This is a genomic window from Ferrimonas sp., from assembly GCF_048263965.1.
Classification (GTDB): Bacteria; Pseudomonadota; Gammaproteobacteria; order Enterobacterales; family Shewanellaceae; genus Ferrimonas.
In genome coordinates, this window is the sequence record NZ_JBLXDO010000011.1 from 105,902 (window position 1) to 127,047 (window position 21,146).

The 21,146-nt window shown below is 58.7% G+C and carries 17 protein-coding genes; 4 read left to right on the top strand and 13 right to left on the bottom strand.

What is annotated here, in order from left to right; genetic code table 11:
- Window positions 1-51: 51 nt before the first annotated feature.
- The 3 genes from ACN0RV_RS11665 to ACN0RV_RS11675 are packed head-to-tail and all read right to left on the bottom strand — an operon-like array spanning window position 52 to window position 3,226.
- Window positions 52-435 (bottom strand): nitrate reductase cytochrome c-type subunit, encoded by a 384-nt coding sequence (locus tag ACN0RV_RS11665; protein ID WP_417347766.1) that lies wholly within the window; start codon window positions 433-435, stop codon window positions 52-54.
- Window positions 436-479: 44 nt separating this feature from the next.
- Entirely contained in the window at window positions 480-2,963 is a 2,484-nt protein-coding gene (napA, locus tag ACN0RV_RS11670; protein ID WP_417347767.1) for a nitrate reductase catalytic subunit NapA, read from the bottom strand.
- A 17-nt stretch (window positions 2,964-2,980) separates the two neighbouring features.
- Complete coding sequence (locus tag ACN0RV_RS11675; RefSeq protein WP_417347768.1) at window positions 2,981-3,226, bottom strand: chaperone NapD; 246 nt, start codon at window positions 3,224-3,226, stop codon at window positions 2,981-2,983.
- 487 nt (window positions 3,227-3,713) lie between these two features.
- Here ACN0RV_RS11675 and ACN0RV_RS11680 point away from each other — a divergent pair, with 487 nt between their 5' ends.
- Together ACN0RV_RS11680 and ACN0RV_RS11685 are read left to right on the top strand one after the other, a co-directional pair.
- The gene (locus ACN0RV_RS11680) at window positions 3,714-5,300 is read left to right on the top strand and encodes an EAL domain-containing protein (protein ID WP_417347769.1); all 1,587 of its coding nucleotides are present in this window, start codon (window positions 3,714-3,716) and stop codon (window positions 5,298-5,300) included.
- A gap of 7 nt (window positions 5,301-5,307) precedes the next feature.
- Window positions 5,308-5,733: a DUF3010 family protein gene (locus tag ACN0RV_RS11685; RefSeq protein ID WP_417347770.1), complete on the top strand. Its 426-nt coding sequence runs from the start codon at window positions 5,308-5,310 to the stop codon at window positions 5,731-5,733.
- A 52-nt stretch (window positions 5,734-5,785) separates the two neighbouring features.
- On the opposite strand, the gene ACN0RV_RS11690 is transcribed toward ACN0RV_RS11685, so the two are convergent.
- The 4 genes from ACN0RV_RS11690 to ACN0RV_RS11705 form a co-directional block, all read right to left on the bottom strand.
- Window positions 5,786-7,096 (bottom strand): DUF3943 domain-containing protein, encoded by a 1,311-nt coding sequence (locus ACN0RV_RS11690; RefSeq protein WP_417347771.1) that lies wholly within the window; start codon window positions 7,094-7,096, stop codon window positions 5,786-5,788.
- 261 nt (window positions 7,097-7,357) lie between these two features.
- Complete coding sequence (locus ACN0RV_RS11695) at window positions 7,358-8,320, bottom strand: phospholipase A (RefSeq protein WP_417347772.1); 963 nt, start codon at window positions 8,318-8,320, stop codon at window positions 7,358-7,360.
- A gap of 125 nt (window positions 8,321-8,445) precedes the next feature.
- Window positions 8,446-9,825: a methyl-accepting chemotaxis protein gene (locus tag ACN0RV_RS11700; protein WP_417347773.1), complete on the bottom strand. Its 1,380-nt coding sequence runs from the start codon at window positions 9,823-9,825 to the stop codon at window positions 8,446-8,448.
- Between the two features lie 147 nt (window positions 9,826-9,972).
- Window positions 9,973-10,476, bottom strand: a complete 504-nt coding sequence (locus ACN0RV_RS11705) for a DUF3313 domain-containing protein (RefSeq protein ID WP_417347774.1) — start codon at window positions 10,474-10,476, stop codon at window positions 9,973-9,975.
- 226 nt (window positions 10,477-10,702) lie between these two features.
- Here ACN0RV_RS11705 and ACN0RV_RS11710 point away from each other — a divergent pair, with 226 nt between their 5' ends.
- The gene (locus ACN0RV_RS11710; protein ID WP_417347775.1) at window positions 10,703-11,995 is read left to right on the top strand and encodes a DASH family cryptochrome; all 1,293 of its coding nucleotides are present in this window, start codon (window positions 10,703-10,705) and stop codon (window positions 11,993-11,995) included.
- Window positions 11,992-13,536: a cryptochrome/photolyase family protein gene (locus tag ACN0RV_RS11715; RefSeq protein WP_417347776.1), complete on the top strand. Its 1,545-nt coding sequence runs from the start codon at window positions 11,992-11,994 to the stop codon at window positions 13,534-13,536. The genes ACN0RV_RS11710 and ACN0RV_RS11715 overlap by 4 nt, the downstream gene beginning before the upstream one ends.
- Window positions 13,537-13,681: 145 nt before the next feature.
- On the opposite strand, the gene ACN0RV_RS11720 is transcribed toward ACN0RV_RS11715, so the two are convergent.
- From ACN0RV_RS11720 to ACN0RV_RS11745, 6 genes are all read right to left on the bottom strand, one after another.
- Window positions 13,682-14,983, bottom strand: a complete 1,302-nt coding sequence (locus tag ACN0RV_RS11720) for an inosine/guanosine kinase (protein ID WP_417347777.1) — start codon at window positions 14,981-14,983, stop codon at window positions 13,682-13,684.
- 146 nt (window positions 14,984-15,129) lie between these two features.
- Window positions 15,130-16,116 (bottom strand): ferrochelatase, encoded by a 987-nt coding sequence (gene hemH, locus ACN0RV_RS11725; protein ID WP_417347778.1) that lies wholly within the window; start codon window positions 16,114-16,116, stop codon window positions 15,130-15,132.
- Between the two features lie 149 nt (window positions 16,117-16,265).
- Window positions 16,266-16,910 (bottom strand): adenylate kinase, encoded by a 645-nt coding sequence (gene adk / locus ACN0RV_RS11730; protein ID WP_417347779.1) that lies wholly within the window; start codon window positions 16,908-16,910, stop codon window positions 16,266-16,268.
- Window positions 16,911-17,157: 247 nt separating this feature from the next.
- Entirely contained in the window at window positions 17,158-18,012 is an 855-nt protein-coding gene (locus ACN0RV_RS11735) for a tetratricopeptide repeat protein (protein ID WP_417347780.1), read from the bottom strand.
- Between the two features lie 47 nt (window positions 18,013-18,059).
- Entirely contained in the window at window positions 18,060-19,967 is a 1,908-nt protein-coding gene (htpG, locus tag ACN0RV_RS11740; RefSeq protein WP_417347781.1) for a molecular chaperone HtpG, read from the bottom strand.
- 239 nt (window positions 19,968-20,206) lie between these two features.
- Entirely contained in the window at window positions 20,207-21,052 is an 846-nt protein-coding gene (locus tag ACN0RV_RS11745; protein ID WP_417347782.1) for a hypothetical protein, read from the bottom strand.
- Between the last annotated feature and the right edge of the window lie 94 nt (window positions 21,053-21,146).

Here is a 21,146-nt window from a genome sequence, read left to right on the forward strand (position 1 = left end):
TTTGACAAAACGCGGGGCGGTGGGCCGCCCCGTCTTTATTATTTTTGGGTGTTACTGGTTGGCGAGAGTGCCAACGTTGTCGGCCTGAGGCACGTGGCAAGCTTTACACTGATACAGCTGACCCTTCAGCTTGCCATTGTCGGTGTGGCTGACTGGCAGGGTTTGCTTCTTGGGCTTGTGGCAGCTCATGCAGCCATTGCGCTTCAGGGTGATTGGGTAGGTCGCCTTATGAGGGATCAGCGGCGGCTGGCCGGCAAACACCTCATCCACAACCTGCTTCTTGGGATAGTTGGCGATAGGCGCGGCGGGCACCTGGGTGTCTACCGCAACCTCTCCGCGACGGGACTCAGCGGTGTTCTGAGCCTCCTCGGCGGCATTCATTTGACATCCGGCCACGATCAGGGCCGCTGCTACCATAAGAATTTTTGCTTTCATTGGTCTCTCCATAGGGGCCGACGAACGGCCCCTTCCCTAATCGATTAAGCCTTGACTACCTGAACCGGACACTTCTTGAAGTCGGTCTCTTTGGACATGGGGTCGGTGGCATCCAGCAGCAGCTTGTTCACCAGCTGACGAGCGTCACAGAAGGGCATAAACACCACGCCTTCTGGCATCTCGTAACGACCCTTGGTCTCGATGCGGGTGCGTACAGCGCCACGCGGGCTGCTAACCATCACCTCATCGCCACGCTTGAGGCCGCGCTTGGCTGCGTCCTTGTCGCTCATGTAGATCTTGGCGTTAGGGTAGGCCTTGTTCAGTTCGTCGACGCGGCCGGTCATGGTGCCGGTATGCCAGTGCTCCAGTACACGACCGGTACACAGCCACATATCGTACTGCTCGGTCAGCTCCTCCGCCGGGCCCTCATAGGGGTTGGCGATGATCATCGCCTTACCGTCAGGCTTGCCGTAGAACTCAAAACCGGTGCCAGGCTTAACCAGAGGATCCAGGCCCTCCTTGAAGCGCCACAGGGTCTCTTTGCCGTCAATCACAGGCCAGCGCATCCCTTCGCCGAAGTACTCGTCAAACTCACCCAGGTCGTGCTTGTGACCACGGGTAAAGGCAGCGTACTCCTCGAACAAGCCCTTCTGCAGATAGAAGCCCAGAGCCTCGGACTCATCGTTGTGCTTGCCCTTGCAGTCGGATACGGGGAACTTGTCCACCACGCCGTTACCGAACAGCACGTCGAACATGGTCTTGCCGCGGTACTCAGGCTTCTGAGCCAACAGCTCTTCAGGCCATACCTCTTCCATCTTGAAGTACTTGGAGAACTCAACCACCTGCAGCACGTCGGAGCGGGCGCCGGGAACCGGCTTAACCAGCTGGTGCCAGTACTGACCACGACGCTCGGCGTTACCGTAGGCACCCTCTTTCTCCACCCACATGGCGGTAGGCAGCACCAGATCAGCCATGGAAGCGGTGACGGTCATGTAGGCGTCGGACACCACGATGAAGTTCTCTGGGTTCAGGAAACCAGGCAGAGTCTCTTCGTTGATGTTGGGGCCGGCTTGCAGGTTGTTGGTGACCTGAGTCCAGTAGCAGTTGAGCTTGCCATCTTTCAGCATGCGGCTCTGCAGTACCGCGTGGTAGCCAGGCTTGGCAGGGATGGTGCCTTCAGGCACGGCCCAGCGCTTCTCGGTTATGTCGCGGTGAGGCTTCTTCATCACCACCATGTCTGCTGGCAGACGGTGGGCGAAGGTGCCCACTTCACGGGCAGTACCACAGGCGGAAGGCTGACCGGTCAGGGAGAATGGGCTGTTGCCGGGCTCGGAGATCTTGCCGGTCAGCAGGTGGATGTTGTAGATGGAGTTGTTCACCCACACACCACGAACGTGCTGGTTGGCACCCATACACCACATGCTCATCACCTTGCGCTTAGGGTCGGCGTAGGCCTTGGCGATGTTCACCAGAGCGTCGGCGTCTACGCCGGTCTGCTCAACGGTGTACTCCAGGGTGTAGGTGCTCAGGAACTTGGCGTACTCGTCGAAGCTGATGGGGGTCATCTTCTTCGCGGACTTCTGGTTCTTGGCTTCCTTCTCACGTGGGTGATCAGGACGCAGGCCGTAACCGATGTCGGTGGTCGCCATGGCAAACTTGGTGTGCTTGTTGACGAAGTCCTTGTTTACCGCGCCATTCTCAATGATGTAGTTGGCGATGTAGTTCAGCAGGATCAGGTCGGTCTGAGGCTTGAAGATCAGGCCGTTGTCCGCAATGTCGAAACAGCGGTTGCGGTAGGTGGAGATGGCGTGGATCTTGGCGCCAGGGTGGCCCAGGCGACGGTCGGTAACACGGTTCCACAGGATCGGGTGTGCTTCGGCGGCGTTGGAACCCCACATCACGAAGTCATCGGCGTGCTCGATATCGTCGTAACAGCCCATGGGCTCATCGATGCCGAAGGCGCGCAGGAAGCCCACTACGGCAGAGGCCATACAGTGACGGGCGTTAGGATCGATGTTGTTGGAACGGAAGCCCGCCTTCATCATCTTAACGGCAGCGTAGCCTTCCCATACGGTCCATTGGCCGGAGCCGAACATGCCGACGGAGCTTGGGCCCTTCTTCTTCAGAGAGGCTTTCCACTTCTCAGCCATGATCTCATAGGCGCGATCCCAGGATACCGGGGTCAGCTCACCGTCTTTGGCGTACTCACCGCCCCTCATGCGCAGCAGAGGAGTGGTCAGGCGATCCTTGCCGTACATGATCTTGGACAGGTAGTAGCCTTTAGCACAGGCCATGCCCTTGTTCACAGGGGAGTCTGGATTACCACGGGTGGCGATCACCTTGTTGTCCTTGGTGCCCACCATGATGGAACAACCTACACCACAGAAACGGCAGGGTGCCTTGCCCCACTCCAGATCGTCCTTGCCCTGTGCCGCATTGACGGTGGACACAGGCAAGATGGCACCTGCGGCGGTGGCGGCGGCCACTGCGGCATTGGCTTTGATAAACTCGCGTCTGTTCAAGCTCATATCATCCTCTTGATATTTTAGAGTTGTTCTACCCTGTGATAGGCCAAAGCAGTGTTCATCACCCCTTCAATGGCCGATATCGCTTCAATGGCGTCGCTGGTGCTGGCCTGGCTGTCTCGCTCCAGGGTCACCACCAGCTTGCCTTCGTCAGTCTTGGTGTGCAGTTCACAGCCGGGGATCTCGGTCAGGGCCGGAATGACCGCCCCTTCAAGTTCCGCCACACAGCTCACTACCAATCCACTTATATGCACCGTCTCACTCAAGGTCTTCACCTATGTCGTTTTGCGCTTCATTGATTTAGATGTTGTTTTTTTGGCCTCAGCCTAACCATACCCCTTAGGTGGTATTCCTTTTGAGATAGGGCGAAGGTCCAAATTTCCACTACAAAGGGAAAGGTTATTTATTTAACGGGCCGTTAAAATGCGACCCTAGCCATGAACAGCATTCGTGAACCAAGTCCACCAACTATAGCAATAAGAATGGATGTCATTTGAGAAGGTGGATCAGGGCCCTGAACCGGTCTCATCCCCGGCGTGACGGGCTTTGCGAACTCTCAATCGCTGTGAGCCAGAGCAAGTTCGGTGGCTCTGGTGCGGAATAGCGGTGTCTGGAGTGAATTTTAAGCTTAAGTAAACTCTGGCCAAAACCGTTCACATATCGCCCACATATCTGTATCCATTCAGTTTTTTTAAGACAAAGTGTGATAAGTTGAAGCCATCTTCTGGGATCAGTCAGGACCATAACCTGTTTATGAGCAAATTCAGGTGGCAGCTTGGGCGCTTCATCCGACTGGGTTGGCGATACTTCTTCCTCTGCCTGCTCGTGGGCGTACTGTTCAGCCTCTCACTGAGCCTGATGACCCACACCAACAACATCAACTCCCGCCTGAATCTCGGCCTGTCAATGTTCGATGCCTACTACAACCAGAGTGAGCAGGAGCTGAAGCTGTTGGCTGGGCGCATCCCCTGGGGCATGTGTGACGCCTCCTCGGAACTGGAATTGAAGCGCCAGGCAGAGCTCTCCCACTTCTTTGATTACCTGGCCACCATGAGTGACGAAGAGGGGTTTTGCCGTGATGAAGATCTGATCATCGCCCCCACTACCGCCTACCAGATGCTGCTCGAAGGACAGGGACCGAGCTGGATGAAACACGTCAGCCACCACCTTCAGGCCTATCAGATGATGGCTATTCACCTGGGCGGCAGTCGCTACCTGTTTGGCATCACCAAGAGTCGGCGGATGATGGCACTGCTGTTTCCCGAGCCCGAACTGCTCAGTAACGCCAGGATCACCCTCAACTATAAAGAGCAGGCCATTGTCTCTCTGGGAGAGGCGAAACAGAACTGGTTATCCCAGCACTACAGTGAACAGCGCGGTCCCCTCTCCATCAGTTTGACACTCGATCCCCAGCACCTGACCCTCTATCTGAAGCGAGATCTGTCTCTGGGGCTACCACTGACGCTGGTGTTCTCCATACTGGTGACCATGCTGCTGCTCTATTGGCGCAGCTACCAGGGACTGCACCCCGAGGATCTGCTGGACACCTTCAGCAACCGGGAGATCTACCCGGTATTCCAGCCCATAGTGGATGGCCGGGACAAAAGGGTGCTGGGTCACGAGATGCTGGCACGCTGGAGCCACCCTCAACTGGGAGAGGTCCCACCAGATGAGTTCATTCCCATGCTGGAGTACCACCAGCAACTGGACCGCCTGCTCTATGAGATGGCCCCCCAATGCCAGTATCAGCCACTCCAGCACGGCTATTTGAGTATCAACCTGGCGGGCCAGCAGTTGCTCACAGAGAAACGCAGTCTGGGAGACTTCCTGGAGCACCTAGCCCGGCAGATAGGCATTGAACCCTGGCAGATGGTGGTGGAGATCACCGAGCGAGAGGTGCTGGATTTCCACTCCCGGCCCTTTCAGCGCACCCTGTACAACATCCGCCAGCGTGGCTTTAAAGTGGCCATCGACGACTTCGGCACCGGTCACAACGGCCTGGCCAGCCTCAAGGTGTTTCAACCTGATTATCTGAAGGTGGACCGCAGCTTTATCCAGGCGATCATGCACCGCCATGATCCTCAGCCGGTGCTGGACTCCATCCTGCAATTGGCCAACCGTCTGGAGATTGAAGTGATCGCCGAAGGGGTGGAGACCGAGGAGCAGCGTCTCTATCTGTTGGACCACGGCATCACCCGGATGCAGGGATTCCTGTTTGCCAGACCCGGCCCCCTGTCCATTTCTTCCCCAAAGAAAGAGGGCAGGCAAGAATCCCCCTCCCGAAGCGGCGCTGAATCCACTATACTGGCCGCCGATCTAGCCATCACTGGGGACACCTGAGGAATCGATGAGAATCTGCGCCGTAGAACTGAAGAGCAACGAAGCCATTATCTGCATCCTGGCACTGGAGAAGGGACTGTTTAACGTACCCGATTGCCGGGCCCGCAAACTGACCCTGACCGACATCCAGGGCACCAAGGCGCTGCACGCCTTCCAGAGCGAGTTTGCCAAACTGTTGAGCGATTACCAGGTGGATAAGGTGGTGATTCGCGAACGCCCCACCAAAGGCAAATTTGCCGGCAGCTCCGCAGGCTTCAAGATGGAAGCGGCGATTCAGCTGATTGACGGTGCGGATGCCCAGGTCGTGACCAACACCGCCATCAAAGAGAGCCTGAAACGCACGCCTCTTGAGGTCAGCACCAAGGACGTGGGACTCAAGCAGTTCCAGGAAGCGGCCTTCACCACAGGCTTCGCCTTCCTCAACGCCAAATAATCAAAAGCCCGGCAGATGCCGGGCTTTTTGATCCTGACTCCTCGCCGGCCTGCTATCGCTCTCCGCCACCAAAACGGTACACCAGTTGCAGCTCGGCCATGGAGTCCGTGGTGGAGGTACTGGTGCTGTGAAAGGCACGCCACTGCCCCTGCAACGCCCAGTTGGCATGCCAGCGCCAGTGCAACCCGGCCCCGCCATTCACCTGGAAGGTCTTCCTGTCCCTGTCCTGCTCCCACATGGTCTCGCCGAAGCCGCCGATGACGTAGGGGCGCAGAGCCTGATCTGCCATGAAGTAGTACTGAGTATCCAGGCTGTAGTTCTCGTAGGTCAGCTGCTTGCCACTGCCCTTCTCATCCAGGTCCCCCCGGGCATAGCTCAAGCGGGTGGAGAAACTCGGGGTAAAATAGAGCCCCAGGGTCATCACCGCTGCCGGACCGGCTTTGACGCCCCACTTGCTGTCCGGTTCTACCCAGGTGCTGCCCAGGGTCAGACCGACAATGCCGGTGTCCACGGGGTCATCACTGGGCATGTAGCCGGCTTTAGGTGGCCTCATCCCCTCGTCACCGCCTCCGAAACGGTACCTGAGCTGCAACTGCACCTGGGTGTCGGTGCCGCCATCGGCCATGGTGAGTTCATTGAGGGTCACATAACCGGTGCCCGCCTTGATCAACTGGCGTCCCACCAGGTTATTGATGCCCCGGCCGATGCTGTCCACCGGATCCAGGAAGAACAGCGCAGTGCTGCCCCAGCCCTCAGAGCCCCACACCTTGCCACCGTTGGCCCAGATCTCCTGCTCCTTGTTGAAGGCCCATTCGCCGTAGACCCAGCCCAGCACCGGTGTCACCACCAGATCCTGAATCGCCGGGATCTCGGCAAAGGCCTCCAGGCCATACTCCCAGTAGAAGGTGGACATCAGGAAGGAGTAAACGAAGGCGTCCCACTGGCGATAGCCCGATTTGCGGGCCACCTGATAGTAGACACCGCCAAAATAGGGGTGGCCGATGTAGTTGATGTACCAGACATCCCGGTCCCAGACCGGGCCGTCTGCGACGTTGTCCCACCACTTATCAAACAGGCCGATGTCGTCCCGCTCCCAGTTGGAGATGTCCTCCGGAAGCAAAGCGATAAAGCCGGCCACACCCACGCCGTAGGCAGCCACAGATTTGGTTTGAGACCACAAACGCGCCCTGTCCTCACCATTGGGGGCACTGAACAGGGAAACGGCATAGGGGTTGTCATACACATCCGGGGGCAGGGAGAGTTCCTCCCAACGACTGTTGGTGATGGGGCTGCGCTCCACCTCCTCACCGGCCCAGGCGCCTCCCGCCAGCATCAACGCCAGCGCCACAGTACAAATTCTCATCTCCCATCCTCTCCCTGGCAAAAATGAAGCTGATTGTAGTCAGCTAATCAGTACCTTAGCTGAACAGGCTACGGGTTTGCACCGACGACGCCCGGATACGGGTATTTGAGTGTGCCCCAATCCTGAGCCATTGTTGGTGCCTTAGAATTGAGTATACGCCCAGTTGGCCAGCTTTGGAGGGGGAATTACCTTAAGATCAGCTAGATGGCATCGAGCCACCCGAAGGTGGCTCGCGAAGGCAGTCAGCAAAGTCGAGATCTCCTAGAGGATGGGGGTCATCTCCAGGCCCACACCGATGCGGTTGGTGCGGACGTTATAGTCGATGAGGCTCTCACCATAGCCGTAGTAGTACTGCACATAGCCACGCACCTTGCGGCCTAAGGGGAAGCTCCACCCCAGCTCCACCGCCCCACGGTTCTCATCGAAGTCCAGGTTGTTGCGGAACAGGCCGCTGAAGGTATGGTCGTTGTGTTTGTAAACCAATCCAAGCTCTCCGTAGCCCATGTAATCGAGGATGTCCGGGTTGTCATCCCCCTTGGAGTCTTCGGGGGATTCCTTCTCATCCTCTGGCAGGCGGTACCAGGCTCGGGCCAATACGGTCCAGTCATCCTTCTCAAACACCAGGGAGCCGATGATGCGGTTCCAGGAGCGACTCTTCTCCTCATTCTGACCGTTGGACTGGTGATTGATCCCCAGCACCCAGAAGGGCACCAGCCAATCTCCCAGCTGCCAGTCGACACTCTGCACCCAGAACAGCTCCGGCTCATGGTTGGTTTCCCTGAAGGGCGCGGAGTATTCACTGTTGTACGCCTGCCACCAACTCTGGTTGGTGTAGGCGAAAAACAGCCGACCACTGTCATCCAGCAAAGGCACCGTCAGAGGCATCTTGAAACTGAACTGGAACTTCATCTCTGTGTGCTGCAGGGGCAACTCATCCGGGTCGAACGGCGCCTGATTCGGCGTCTGGTTGAAGGTAAAGGGCAGCACATAGTTATTTTTATGGGCGGTCAGACTGAAATCAGAGGCGTTGCTGATCCGCTCCTCGGCGATGCGGTGATCCAGGGCACTGTCGTGAAGCTCACGCTCTGGATTCAGCTTCTCCTCGCAGAGGATCTTGACCTCGGCTACGGTAACGTCGCCAACGGACTCTTTCACCGCATTCAGCAAACAGGCATCCATGTCGGTCATCTGGGGGGCTGCGGCCATCATCAGCAGGGTTAGCATGACAATTCCTTTGTAAACTCAGTTCATTAATTGCTATGTTATCAGATGGTTCTACCACCATAAAAAAAACCGGCCTCAGGCCGGTTTTTTCATCTGGTTAAGGCATCAGACCCAAGGATGTGGCTTTACGCCTTGAGGTCCTTCACCAGGCCTTCAATCACCGTGGCCTGCTGAGCGATGCGTTCCACGTTGGAGGCGCTGTCGCGAATCATCCCCACCACCTCATGGGACTGGGCACGCACCCGCTCAAGACTGGCGGCGATCTCGGCGGCCACACTGCCCTGCTGAGTTGCCGCGGCGGCAATCTCGGCGCTGCGATCGGAGATGGTGACATTCAGACCGCTGATCTGCTCAATCTCACCATGAACCGCAGACATCAGTTCCTGGCTCTGGTGGGCATTGTTCACCGTGCTCTCGGTCACCTGCAGCAGCCCCTTGCTGTGGTTCTGCAACCCTTCCACCATTCCCTGGATCTCCACGGTCGCCTGTTGAGTGCTGCTGGCCAGGGTGCGGACCTCATCGGCCACCACGGCGAAGCCTCGCCCCTGCTCCCCGGCGCGGGCGGCCTCGATGGCGGCATTCAACGCCAGCAGGTTGGTCTGCTCACTGATGGCGTTGATGGTGGTCAGTACCTTGCCAATCTCGACAGTGCTGGCATCCAGATCGGTGACGGCGCGCTGGGCCTGTTCAATCTCCTGAGCCAGGTCGGCGATGGCGCCACGGGTCTGGTCCACCTTCTGCTGGCCCTGGTTGGAGGCCTGAGCGGCATCCTGGGTCAGGGTGGAGGAGTCTTCGGAGTGAGCGGCCACTTCACGAATGGAGGCTTCCATCTCGACACTGGCGCCAGCCAGACCATCGATCTGTGACTGCTGATCTTCCGCCAGCACCTCGGACTGCTGGCTCATGGCCGCCAACTCATTGCCGATACTGGTCAGCAAAGAGGCGGCGTTCCTCATCTCCAGCACCAGCTGCTGCTCCCGCTCGGTCACCTTATCGATGGTGATCGCCAGCAGGCTGAACTCATCCCTCACCGGGAAGTAGTTCAGACGTTGCACCAGATCGCCGTCGGCCAGGTTATTCAGCGCCTTATAGGTACTGAACATGGCACCGCCGATGAAGGTCATGATGTAGTAACTGGTCATCAGGCTCAGCAGCAACAGGGCACCCAGCAGGGTCCACTGCCAGCCTGACACCTGGCTGAGCAGGCCAGACTCAGGTTCAGCAACCACCTGGTAGTTGCTGCCCTGCCCCTCGACCCTCAAACCACTCTCTTTAAGCAGCGTCCGGGCCTCGTCGGCAGAAACGGAGCCGGCACTCAGCAGTTGGGACACCAGTTGTTGTTGTTGCAGGCTTTCCAGTTTCTGTGACTGGTTGGATTGATGGGTCAGGACCCAACCGGCAAACAACAGGGTAATCAGGGGAAGCAGGAACAGAAGGTAAAATTTCTCTCTCAGGTTCAGGTGGATAAGCCACTTATCTATCCAACGGAAGGCAACTTCTTTCATTCCGACCACTCTCAGAATTCGACTAAGAAACAGACCAGCAAGAGACACGAATGCGCATATACCGATCCCCTAAAACCCGCCCAGTATATAACGTCGCTGTTACAAGAAAAGCCCGACCTGTATCTAATTTAGTTTCCTTGTTGTATTTCAGTTACTTTCCCGAAAGGTTCGGCCCAATCTTTCGATCCACCAGTCGATGGCCCCCTTGATACCGGCAATAGGATCCACCAGGTTATCCAAATCCTTATCGCCTTGACGCCTGTCGATGGCCGCCACCAAAGGCTCACCTGTGGCACCGTCTCTCACCAACAGCTCCACGGTGCCTTCACCCACATTAGTGTGTTCACCGGTCACCACCTTGGACAGGGTGGAGATCCCAAGCCCCACAGGCAACAGAGTGCTGGTGACCGCCAAGATGGGGTTGGGGGTTTCGATGTTGGTCAATGCCAGACTCAGCCTCAGGGTCTGGGCATCGGCCTCCTCCACCAGCGTAAAGTGACCTTCGAGGCGCTTCAGCAGAGCCTGAGTCAGATACTCGGTCAACTCCACCACTTGATCTTCATTCAGGGGGTAATCCTCATCCACCACTACCCAGACCTGGTCCAGCTTGATTTTGTTGTAGTTTTTCAGTTTATCTTTAAAACTTTCCATTGAGCTGATCCCTTTACCTGCCCACACCAGGTCAACACCACCAGGGGGGCCTGGGCGGAAATCATCGAATCCCTGGAACAGGGCATGATGATTATTTTGAGGCGATGCGGCACAACCCAACAGGATTGTGGTCAATAGCATAGGAAGGACCCGTTTCATGGAGTCACCGTAGACAGATAGAGAAGGGCTACAATTTAACTTAAACAGAAAGAGCAGTGAAACTGAAATGACTATTTTGGTGCTGTTTGAACACAATTTGAGGCTGGATGACAATCCCCTTCTGGCCAGGGCCGCGCAACTCGGCGGGGAACTATTGTGCGTTTCCCTGGGTGACCCCCTGGGTCAGCCTGGCTCCTACGGCCTGAGACGGATTGGACACCGACGCCAACACTTTCTGCACCAGTCCCGACAAGAGCTGCACAGCGCTCTAACCAGGCTTGGGCAACAACTGGTGCTGATTCGACAACCGGTCATTCCTGCCCTGTCCCGGCTGATTGAGCGTCACGACGTTACCCACCTGGTGAGACAACGCCCCCTGGCCAGCAACGAACAGGCGCTGAGCTGGTACCTCACCCGCCGCCACCCCGGCCTCAGTCTGCAACATGTGGATGGCCATACCCTGTTTGATCTGGAGCAACTCCCCTTCGACATTGAAGATCTTCCCCCCAGCTACAGCGCGTTTCGCCGTGCCCTGCAGCCAATCAAAGTGAGAGCGCCAACGCCAGCCCCCCACAGCCTGCCCGCGCCACCACCGGAGGTCACTCCCTGGCCCCACATCAGCCAGCACAGAGTCCGCCCCTTTATCGGCGGCGAATCTCAGGGGCAGAGACAGTTGGCCCACTATCTGGATGGTCCGGCTCCTGGACACTACAAGGAAACCCGCAACGATCTGGAGGGGTGGCAGAACTCCGCCAAGTGGTCACCCTGGCTGGCAGCGGGATGCCTGTCGCCCCGACGCATCTGGCAGGCCCTGTGTCACTACGAGCTGACTTGGGGCGCCAACGACTCCACCGAATGGCTGAAAAGAGAGCTGTTGTGGCGGGAATACTTCCAGTGGTACGCCATGAAATGGGGTCGGCGACTCTTTCAGTTCGGGGGCATTGGCCAGAAACGGCCTCTCACCAGCTTCTACCCGACCCGGTTCATCCAGTGGTGCCAGGGCACCACCCCCTACCCCCTGGTAAACGCCTGCATGCATGAGCTCAACGAAACCGGCTACCTCTCCAACCGCGGCCGCCAATTGGTGGCCAGCGCCCTGGTCAACGAGTTGCAACTGGACTGGCGCTGCGGGGCGGCCTACTTCGAACAGCAACTTATCGACTACGACGTCAGCAGTAACTGGGGAAACTGGCAGTACATCGCCGGCGTCGGTGCCGATCCCCGGGGCGGACGCCACTTCGACCTGGATAAGCAGAGCAGGCTGCACGACCCCAAGGGGCATTACACCCACAAATGGCGAGGTGATAACCCCGTGGCACTCGCTAAGAGCCCCGTTGATTGGCCAGAGGATGCGCCATGACCCCAACCCTCAGGCTGGTCCTCGGGGACCAGCTCAATGCCCATCACTCCTGGTTCCAGCAGGTAGAGCCCAACTGCCTCTACCTGCTGGCTGAGTTGAAACAGGAAACCGACTACGTCCGCCACCATCTGCAGAAAGTGGCAGCCATCTTCCTGGCCATGGAGGCCTTTGCCCGCCATCTCAGAGCCCAGGGTCATCAGGTGCTGCACCTGACTCTGGACGAAACCCAGAGGTTCGACTCCCTGCCTCAATTGCTGATGCACCACTGCGCCCTGCATGAGGTCACCAGGCTGCAGTACCAGACTCCCGATGAGTTTCGCCTGGAACAGCAGCTGGCCCAGATGCGCCTTCCGGGCATTGAGGTCGACAGTGTAGAGAGTGAACACTTTCTCCTGCCCCGTTCGGCGATTGCCGGCTACTTTCCCTCAGACCGGCCCCTGAAGATGGAAACCTTCTACCGCAGGATGCGACGAGAGCATGAGCTGTTGATGGAAGGGGAGAAGCCCCAGGGAGGACAGTGGAACTTCGACGCCCGAAACCGCAACCCCATCAGCGACATGGAAGCCCTGGCGGTTCCCAGTCCCTGCCTGTTTGCCAATGATTGCCGCTCTACCCTGGCACGCATCGAACGTCATGGCATCGACACCCTGGGGCACTGTCCAGAGCAGTTGATCTGGCCAGTCACCCGACTGCAGTCCCTGCAACAACTCCAACACTTCTGCCGCTACCTGCTGCCGCACTTCGGACAATTCCAGGACGCCCTGACGGAAACCGGCCCCTACGCCTGGACCCTGTATCACGCCAGGCTCTCCTTCGCCCTGAACACCAAGATGCTGCACCCCATGGAGGTGATCCGGGCTGCCATCGCCGCCCATGAACACCACCCTGAAGAGATCGCCCTGGCTCAGGTGGAGGGGTTCGTCCGTCAAATACTCGGATGGCGGGAGTATATCAGGGGGATCTACTGGAGCCGGATGCCCGGCTACCAGCACCTCAATTGCCTGGAGGCCGATCGGGCCCTGCCCTCCTGGTTCTGGAACGGGGACACCCGGATGCGTTGCCTCTTCCAGACCATAGGTCAGTCACTGGATTACGGCTACGCCCACCACATTCAACGGCTGATGGTCACCGGCACCTTCTGCCTGCTGGCCGGCATCGACCCGGACGAGGTGGACCAGTGGTACCTGGGGATCTACGTCGATGCCTTCCAGTGGGTTGAGCTGCCCAATACCAGGGGGATGAGCCAGTACGCCGATGGCGGGGTGCTGGCCACCAAACCCTACGCAGCCAGTGCCAACTACCTCAATAAGATGGGTAACCATTGCCGCAAGTGTGTCTATGATCCCAAGGCCAAGGTCGGTGACAACGCCTGTCCCTACAACAGCCTCTACTGGCACTTCATCAACCGACACAGCGACCGCTTCGCCCACCACCCCAGGATGGGCATGATCTACCGTCACTGGTTCGGCATGGATCCACAGCAGCAGGAAGCGGTACTGGCTCAGGCGGAAAGCTACCTGAGCGACCTTGATAGCCTCTGAAAAGCGGCAGAGAGAGGGGCCGGCAAATTGTCAGCGCTTTTCTGCCACCGAACAGGGTTCTCAGCTTCCTGGGTACTACAGGCGCAGTACTGAAGCCATAAAAAAACCCGGCACAGGCCGGGCTTTTCTTTGCGCGGAAAGCGAATTACCGCTCCCAGTAAGCCTCTTCCAGGCTGTCCTCACGCTCAGGCAGCGCCCGGGACAGTCGCGGAGAGTGCTGGGCCAGCACCTCGTAGCTCACACGGTTGGCGTACTTGCAGATCTGAGAGAAGGAGGAGTAACACAGCCCATCATAACGATGCTTGCTGGAGGTGGGCAGGTTCTTCTTGTGATAGAAGTTGGCCGCCATGTCGTGCAGCAGGGCAGACAGGGCGCCGTCACCGGCACCATTGGTGTTGCGGATCTTCTCCGGGCCGCCCATGAAGGGGGCGATGTGGGAGAACACCTTCAGCGGCTGCTCGCAGTCCTCTTTGCGCATGGGGCGGGAGAACTCGTACTGGTTGAACTCGGGGATGGAGCCTGGCAGCAGAGTGTGGCTGGTGGGGCGCTTCACCTCGTCGCTGGAGTAACCGGCCATGTAGAGGCCGGCAGGACCCGCGGTGCACAGCACCAGATCACACCACTCCAGGGTCTGTTCACAGGCCAGCAGGATGTCCCGCTTACCGGTCAGCGCTTCCGCCTCCTCCTCGTTCATCGCCAGTACGTCCACATGGTCATTGATGAACTCCTGCCACCACTGGGGATCCTCTTCGATGAGGAAGCGGGTACCCAGGGTCAGTACCACAGGCACGCCAACCTCTTTGGCGTAGGCGATGGCGGTCATGGCGGCATCGGTAATGGGGTCATCACCGGCACGCATCAGGTAGGCGGTCAGCACCAGGGCGGCGCCACTCTGCACCAGGGTCTTGTCGATGAAACCCGGGGTCAGCTTATCCATGGCGCCCTTGGAGATGGCGAAGGTACGCTCACCGCACTGGCTGATCAGGGTGAAACAACGACCGATGGGGCCGTCCACCGGCTCCAGGTGGTTCAGATCCACCCGGCTGGAGGTGGCGCTCAGATAACGGTAGGCGTAGCTGCCAATCAGGATATTGCGGCTCATCACCCCAAACAGCACCGAGCGGTCATCCGCCAGGGTGGAGTAGTTGTGCAGGGTGTTGCCGATGGTGCCACCGGCAAACTCATTGGTGACCAGCGCCTTGCCCTTCAGCTCCTCATAGAGGGCGTGAGCGGCGGCGTCGTCGATCAACATGGAGTTGCCTTTGCGCAGTCCGTGGCGGGCGATAAAGTCGTCATCGACCTTGGCTTCGATATCCACCAGGGTCTGATCGATGCCGGTAATGTGAATGTTCTTGGGACGAATGACCGGATTCAGTTCATTGGTCAGCGGATCACGGGCGTCGACAGGAAAATAGTGCTTTGACTTGCGTTGGCCAGGGAATTTCATTGGGCGGTAACCATGGCAGAAAAGGAGCGAAACGTCCTTGCTAGTGTAGACCCCGCCTTGCGTCATTGCGCTCCCTGGCGGGGTGACCCTGCCGGACCCGTTACGGGCCCGGATTGGCGCGGGATTCTAGCAGTTGCCGGTAGGGATTACCAGCTCTGCATCTCGGCCTGGATCAACTCAGACATCATCTGGATGTGATCCGGCTCGGCATTGAGACAGGGAATAAACTGGTACCCCTTGCCGCCCGCCTCGATAAACTCCTCTTTACCCTCGATGGCGATCTCCTCCAGGGTCTCCAGGCAGTCGACAGAGAAGGCCGGAGTGATGATGTCGATAGAGGTCACCCCCTGTTTCGGCAGGGCTTCCAGGGTTTCATCCGTGTAGGGCGTCAGCCACTCCTCCTTGCCGAAACGGCTCTGGAAGCAGGCCATCCACTGTCCCTGGGACAACCCCAGGCGCTCGGCCACCAACTCGGCGGTGTGCAGGCACTGACTCTGGTAGATGTCACCCTCATCCACGAAGCGCTTGGGCACTCCGTGGAAGGAGAGCAGCAGCTTCTGGCCACGCCCCTTCCTGTTCCAGTGAGACTGGATGCTGCCCGCCAGGGCACTGATGTAGGCCGGATGGTCGTGGTAGTCACGCACCAGGCGGGTGTGGGGAATGGTGCGCATCTTGGCAAACTCCGCCGCCAGGCCATCAAACACCGCACCCGTGGTGGAGCAGGAGTACTGGGGAAACAGCGGCAGCACCACCACCTTGTCACACCCCTGGGCCTTGAGGCTCTCAAGGCCATCATTCAGGGAGGGGGAGCCATAGGTCATCCCCAGGGCCACCGGCACCTTGATGCCCATGTCCTGCTCCAGGCGCGCCTCCAGGGCCTTCTGCTGCTCCAGGGAGATCACCATCAGTGGCGAGCCCTGCTCCTGCCACACTGACTGATAGGCTTTGGCCACTTTCTTGGGGCGGAAGGTCAGGACGATGCCGTTGAGGATGGGCCACCACTGCCAGCGAGGCAGGTCCACCACACGGGGATCGCTGAGAAACTGCTTGAGGAAGGCGCGAACCGCGCTGGGAGTCGGGGCATCGGGTGTCCCCAGGTTAACCAGCAGAACGCCGGTAGTGCTCTTGTCCATCAATGAAACCTATCCAAAATTGGCCTGACGCCAGTATACGTGAGACTGCAGAGTTTGGTTTAACAATTGCCTGAATAGACAACGAAAAAAGCCCGCTGATCGCGGGCTTTTCGAAAAGAATCACATTTTGACGCAGAGTCAGTGGCAGCTTAGGCCAGCAGCTCGGCAATCTGACCGGAAACCTCGGTCACGGCCTGGGTGCCGTCCAGCTTGTGGTACTTGTTCAGGCCCTGCTCAGCAGCGGCGCTGTAGTAGTCCACCAGAGGCTTGGTCTGCTCGTGGTACACGGCCAGGCGCTTACGCACGGTGGCTTCTTCGTCGTCGGCACGGATCACCAGCTCTTCGCCGGTCACGTCATCCTTGCCTTCCGCCTTAGGCGGGTTGTACACCACGTGGTACACACGACCGGAGCCAGGGTGCACACGACGACCGCTCATGCGCTCTACGATAACCTGGTCGGCAACGTCGAACTCAATCACATGATCCACGTTGATACCGGCGTCCTTCATGGCGTCAGCCTGAGGCAGGGTGCGGGGGAAACCGTCCAGCAGGAAGCCATTGGCACAGTCATCCTGTGCAATACGCTCCTTAACCAGGCCGATGATGATCTCATCGGAAACCAGTTGACCTGCGTCCATCACCTTCTTGGCTTCCAGACCCAGGGGGGTACCAGCCTTGATGGCTGCTCGCAGCATGTCACCGGTGGAGATCTGGGGAATCCCGTACTTCTCCATAATGAATTGGGCTTGAGTTCCCTTTCCGGCGCCCGGCGCTCCCAACAGGATAATGCGCATTCGACAGTCCTCTCACTATTTCTCTTGACTTCTGATCCGGCGATCTTGGCACAGCCCAAGGTGGATGTGAAGGGCAGTTAAGGTAGACTTTTGGTTAATTCAGCGCGATATAGTTCACTGATGGTCAAAATTCATTAACTTTCATGCCATAACCGCACTGGCAATCAGTGGTAGGGTTATTATTAGGGGCAATACACTAACAAGCCGAGCGTAGGCTCGGCTTGACGATTTTGACGGTTTTGCAGCACTAATACAACAGGCTGTACAATTTTCTGCGGTATTGATTGGCCACAGGGTCGCCCTGCCCCAATGCGTTCACAATGTCCATAAACACCCGCCGGGCTTCGCCATCTGCGGCGGTCATGTTGCCCTTGAGCAGGGCAAACAGTGCCTCCAGTGACTCCTCCTGACGCCCCGCCTGATTCAGGGCCACCGCCAGCTCCACCACCACCTCAGGTTGATCCGGATTGGCTTCAAGCTTGGTCTGCAACGCCCGAATCTCCGGAGTGTCCGCCGCCTGCTGAGCCAGCTCCAACTGAGCCATCAGCACCCGGTACTGGCTGTCCTGATCCGCCATGGGGATGGTCTCCAGCAGCGCCTCGGCCTCACCGGGACGCCCCAGTTGCAGATAGGCTTCCGCCAGGGCCAGCTTGACCTCGCTGTTCTCCTCCAATGCCAGGGCATCACGCAGCAGGGGCAAAGCCTCATCCCACTGCTTCTGCTCCGCCAGAGCCTGGGCCTGCTCCAGTTTCAGCTGCCACAGCTTAGGCAGGTGCTTCTCCAGCATCTGCTCCACCATGGCATCGGGCTGGGGTCCGGCAAAGCCGTCAACACTCTGGCCCTTGCTCAGTACCAGCACCGTAGGCAGCGCCTGGATGCGGAAGTAGCCCGCCAGCTCCATCTGGGTATCGCAGTTGACGTTGGCCAGAATGAACTGGCCGGCGCGCTCGGTGGCCAGGCGGGTCAGCAGGGCGGTCACCGGCTGGCACTCTGGCGCCTGTTCAGAGAAGAAGTTCAGCACCACAGGGCGGTCCATGGACTGATCCACCAACTGCTGAATGTTCTGTGCGTTCGCTTCGAGGATCTGTGCTTGCTGTTGCATATAGGGTCCTGTGGGGCCGGAGGCTGGCTCCGGCCCGGGTTAGGGTATTACTTGGACAGTTCCAGCCACAGGCTGTTCATCTGGGCCACGAACTGGGAGGGATCCTCCAGGCTGCCGCGCTCCGCCAGCATCGCCTGGGACAGCAGCAGTTCGGCCCACTTGCCGAAGCGCTCCTCATCCTGCTCCTGCTCCAGCTTGGCCACCAGGGGGTGCTCCAGGTTCAGTTCGAACACCGGCTTCACCTCTGGTACCTCCTGGCCCATCGCCTTCATCATCTTCACCATCTGACTGGACATATCCTGATCAGAGGTCACGATGCAGGAGGGGGAATCGGTCAGGCGCTGGGAGACTTTCACCTCCTTCACCTTGTCACCCAGAGACTCCTGGAAACGGGTCAGCAGCGCTTGGTGCTCCTGGGCCTGCTTCTCGGCCTCGGCCTTCTCCTCGTCGGACTCGGGCAGCTGCAGGTCACCCTGGGTCACAGAGACGAACTGCTTACCGTCGAACTCAGTCAGGTGGCTCATCAGCCACTCATCGATGCGCTCGGACATCAGCAGCACTTCGATGCCCTTCTTACGCAGCAGCTCCAGGTGGGGGCTGTTCTTGGCCGCCTGGTAGCTGTCGGCAACGATGTAGTAGATCTTATCCTGGCCTTCGATGGCGCGGCTCAGGTACTCCTCCAGGGAGACGGTCTCGGCGCTGGTGTCGTTGTGAGTCGAGGCAAAGCGCAGCAGCTTGGCGATCTTCTCCTTGTTGCCCTGGTCCTCCGCCGGGCCCTCTTTCAGCACGTTACCGAACTCGCCCCAGAACTTCTGGTACTTCTCGGCATCGTTGGAGGCCATGCGCTCCAGCATGGTAAGCACCCGCTTGGTCAGGGCGCTGCGCAGACTCTGGGTGACCTTGTTGTCCTGCAGAATCTCACGGGAGACGTTCAGCGGCAGGTCGTTGGAATCCAGCAGGCCTTTAACAAAGCGCAGGTACTGAGGCATAAACTGCTCGGCGTCGTCCATGATGAACACCCGCTGCACGTAAAGCTTCAGTCCCTGCTGACGCTCACGGTTCCACAGGTCAAAGGGGGCACGGCCAGGGATGTACAGCAGAGAGGTGTACTCCTGCTTACCCTCAACCTTGTTGTGTACCCAGGCCAGGGGATCCTCAAAGTCGTGGGCGACGTGCTTGTAGAACTCCTGATACTCCTCCTCGGAAATATCGGACTTGTTGCGGGTCCACAGGGCAGTGGCCTTGTTCACCCCGCTCCACTGGCCCTCGGTGGCGGGGATGGTCTCGCCATCCTGCTCACGCTCAGGCTCGCCCTCCTGCCACATCTCCACCGGGATGGAGATGTGATCAGAGTATTTACCGATGATGGACTTCAGGCGCCACTCATCCAGGAACTCCTTCTCCTCATCCCGCAGGTGCAGGATGATGTCGGTACCGCGCTGGGCCTTCTCGATGTTGGCCACGGTGAAGTCACCCTCACCGGCGGACTCCCACTGGACACCGGCGTCGGCATCGAAGCCCGCGGCGCGGGAGCGTACGGTCACCCTGTCGGCCACGATAAAGGCGGAGTAGAAACCCACGCCGAACTGGCCAATCAACTGGGAGTCTTTGGCGGCGTCGCCGGAGAGCTGGGAGAAGAAGTCGGCGGTGCCGGATTTGGCGATGGTGCCCAGGTGCTCAATCACCTCGTCGCGGGTCATGCCGATGCCGTTGTCGCTGATGGTCAGGGTACCGGCATCGGTGTCGACGCTCAGGCGAACCCGCAGTTCGCCGTCGCCCTGATACAGGTCGGCGTCGGACAGGGCGCGGTAGCGCAGTTTATCGGCGGCGTCGGCGGCGTTGGACACCAGCTCGCGCAAGAAGATTTCCTTGTTGGAATACAGAGAGTGGGTCATCAGCTTCAGAAGCTGGGACACTTCGGTCTGAAAACCATGGGTTTCCTGTTGCACGGACATGCTCTATTTCTCCTGGCAGTCTAGGTTGAATCTGTTCTCTATCTCAGATGGGGTCGCCCTCAATGATTTCAACCACTCACAGAAGAATTTTAGGGTGTGTTTCACTTTGATGGTGGTTTTTACACCAATCCCGGTGAAAAGCGACGGGATCCCGGCCCTCAGCGGGAGGGCCGTTGTGCATCAGCGAAGGCGAGCCAGCGGCGGCCCTGGCATCGTCATTCAGAGCCGGGCGGTCACCGCTAGGAGATCAGCCACAGGCTGGCGTTCTCATAGACGGAGGCGGACAGGGGGATCACCTGCATCCGGCGCTCGCCCACGGGAATGGAGCTGCCAAAGCGACGGGTTACTTTGGTGTTCACCGCCAGCAGATGGGCCCGGGCCAGAATCAGATCGTGCCAGGGGTCCTTGAGTTTCAGGCAGCCGCGAAACCAGCGCAGCGGCCCATCGCTCTCCAGCAACTGCTCCATGGCCCGGCTTATGAACACCGGGCTGCCATCGGCGCGCACTATGGCCAGGGCGGCATCATTATTGACCTTGTCCGCGTCCCACTGACACAGCCTCTGATGCACCTGATCCGCCAGAGCCCGGGCAGTGCGCACCGCCCCGCCCACATGGGATGACAGCACGCTGAACCCCGCCTGCTCGCCGGCATTGTACTGACGCTGGCGCGCGGTCCGGTTGATGGCAAACAGGGCAGACAACTCCTTGACCGGGTAGACCCGGCCAATGGCATGATCCGCCTCCATCTCCCGGTACCAGCGGTAGACGGGACTGGCTTCGAGGCGGGGCTTGATCCTGTCGCTCATGCACAGCGCCTCATCGGGGCGCTGCATCACCACCTGGAAACAGGGATCGAGGTGGATCTGTCTCATGTAGCCCTGAAGCAGATCCTCAAGACCATGGGTGGTGCAGATCATATGCTGCCCCTGTTCGGGCTCGCGGGTGGCAGAAAGAAACACTTTGGAACCGCCAAAGGCGGGAGAGATGCGATCCAGCAGGCCATTCCACTGACCATCGATGGCACTGTCGTAGGCCTGCTCGATCAGGTCGAAAAGTACGTCGTCGTCCATTACCCGAAAATCCATATTATTCCCATGCATCCGGCATGGGCGGGTGCCTAAGCAACCCATAGTTATAGAGTTTTAATAGATGTATCTCTGTATGGGGTTGAGTGTAGTT

What these genes read in the sequence shown, in the direction of transcription:
- ACN0RV_RS11665 (WP_417347766.1), bottom strand. Translation starts at nt 435, where the DNA reads ATGAAAGCAAAAATTCTTATGGTAGCAGCGGCCCTGATCGTGGCCGGA.
- napA (WP_417347767.1), bottom strand. Translation starts at nt 2,963, where the DNA reads ATGAGCTTGAACAGACGCGAGTTTATCAAAGCCAATGCCGCAGTGGCC.
- ACN0RV_RS11680 (WP_417347769.1), top strand. Translation starts at nt 3,714, where the DNA reads ATGAGCAAATTCAGGTGGCAGCTTGGGCGCTTCATCCGACTGGGTTGG.
- ACN0RV_RS11685 (WP_417347770.1), top strand. Translation starts at nt 5,308, where the DNA reads ATGAGAATCTGCGCCGTAGAACTGAAGAGCAACGAAGCCATTATCTGC.
- ACN0RV_RS11690 (WP_417347771.1), bottom strand. Translation starts at nt 7,096, where the DNA reads ATGAGAATTTGTACTGTGGCGCTGGCGTTGATGCTGGCGGGAGGCGCC.
- ACN0RV_RS11695 (WP_417347772.1), bottom strand. Translation starts at nt 8,320, where the DNA reads ATGCTAACCCTGCTGATGATGGCCGCAGCCCCCCAGATGACCGACATG.
- ACN0RV_RS11700 (WP_417347773.1), bottom strand. Translation starts at nt 9,825, where the DNA reads ATGAAAGAAGTTGCCTTCCGTTGGATAGATAAGTGGCTTATCCACCTG.
- ACN0RV_RS11705 (WP_417347774.1), bottom strand. Translation starts at nt 10,476, where the DNA reads ATGGAAAGTTTTAAAGATAAACTGAAAAACTACAACAAAATCAAGCTG.
- ACN0RV_RS11710 (WP_417347775.1), top strand. Translation starts at nt 10,703, where the DNA reads ATGACTATTTTGGTGCTGTTTGAACACAATTTGAGGCTGGATGACAAT.
- ACN0RV_RS11715 (WP_417347776.1), top strand. Translation starts at nt 11,992, where the DNA reads ATGACCCCAACCCTCAGGCTGGTCCTCGGGGACCAGCTCAATGCCCAT.
- ACN0RV_RS11720 (WP_417347777.1), bottom strand. Translation starts at nt 14,983, where the DNA reads ATGAAATTCCCTGGCCAACGCAAGTCAAAGCACTATTTTCCTGTCGAC.
- hemH (WP_417347778.1), bottom strand. Translation starts at nt 16,116, where the DNA reads ATGGACAAGAGCACTACCGGCGTTCTGCTGGTTAACCTGGGGACACCC.
- adk (WP_417347779.1), bottom strand. Translation starts at nt 16,910, where the DNA reads ATGCGCATTATCCTGTTGGGAGCGCCGGGCGCCGGAAAGGGAACTCAA.
- ACN0RV_RS11735 (WP_417347780.1), bottom strand. Translation starts at nt 18,012, where the DNA reads ATGCAACAGCAAGCACAGATCCTCGAAGCGAACGCACAGAACATTCAG.
- htpG (WP_417347781.1), bottom strand. Translation starts at nt 19,967, where the DNA reads ATGTCCGTGCAACAGGAAACCCATGGTTTTCAGACCGAAGTGTCCCAG.
- ACN0RV_RS11745 (WP_417347782.1), bottom strand. Translation starts at nt 21,052, where the DNA reads ATGGATTTTCGGGTAATGGACGACGACGTACTTTTCGACCTGATCGAG.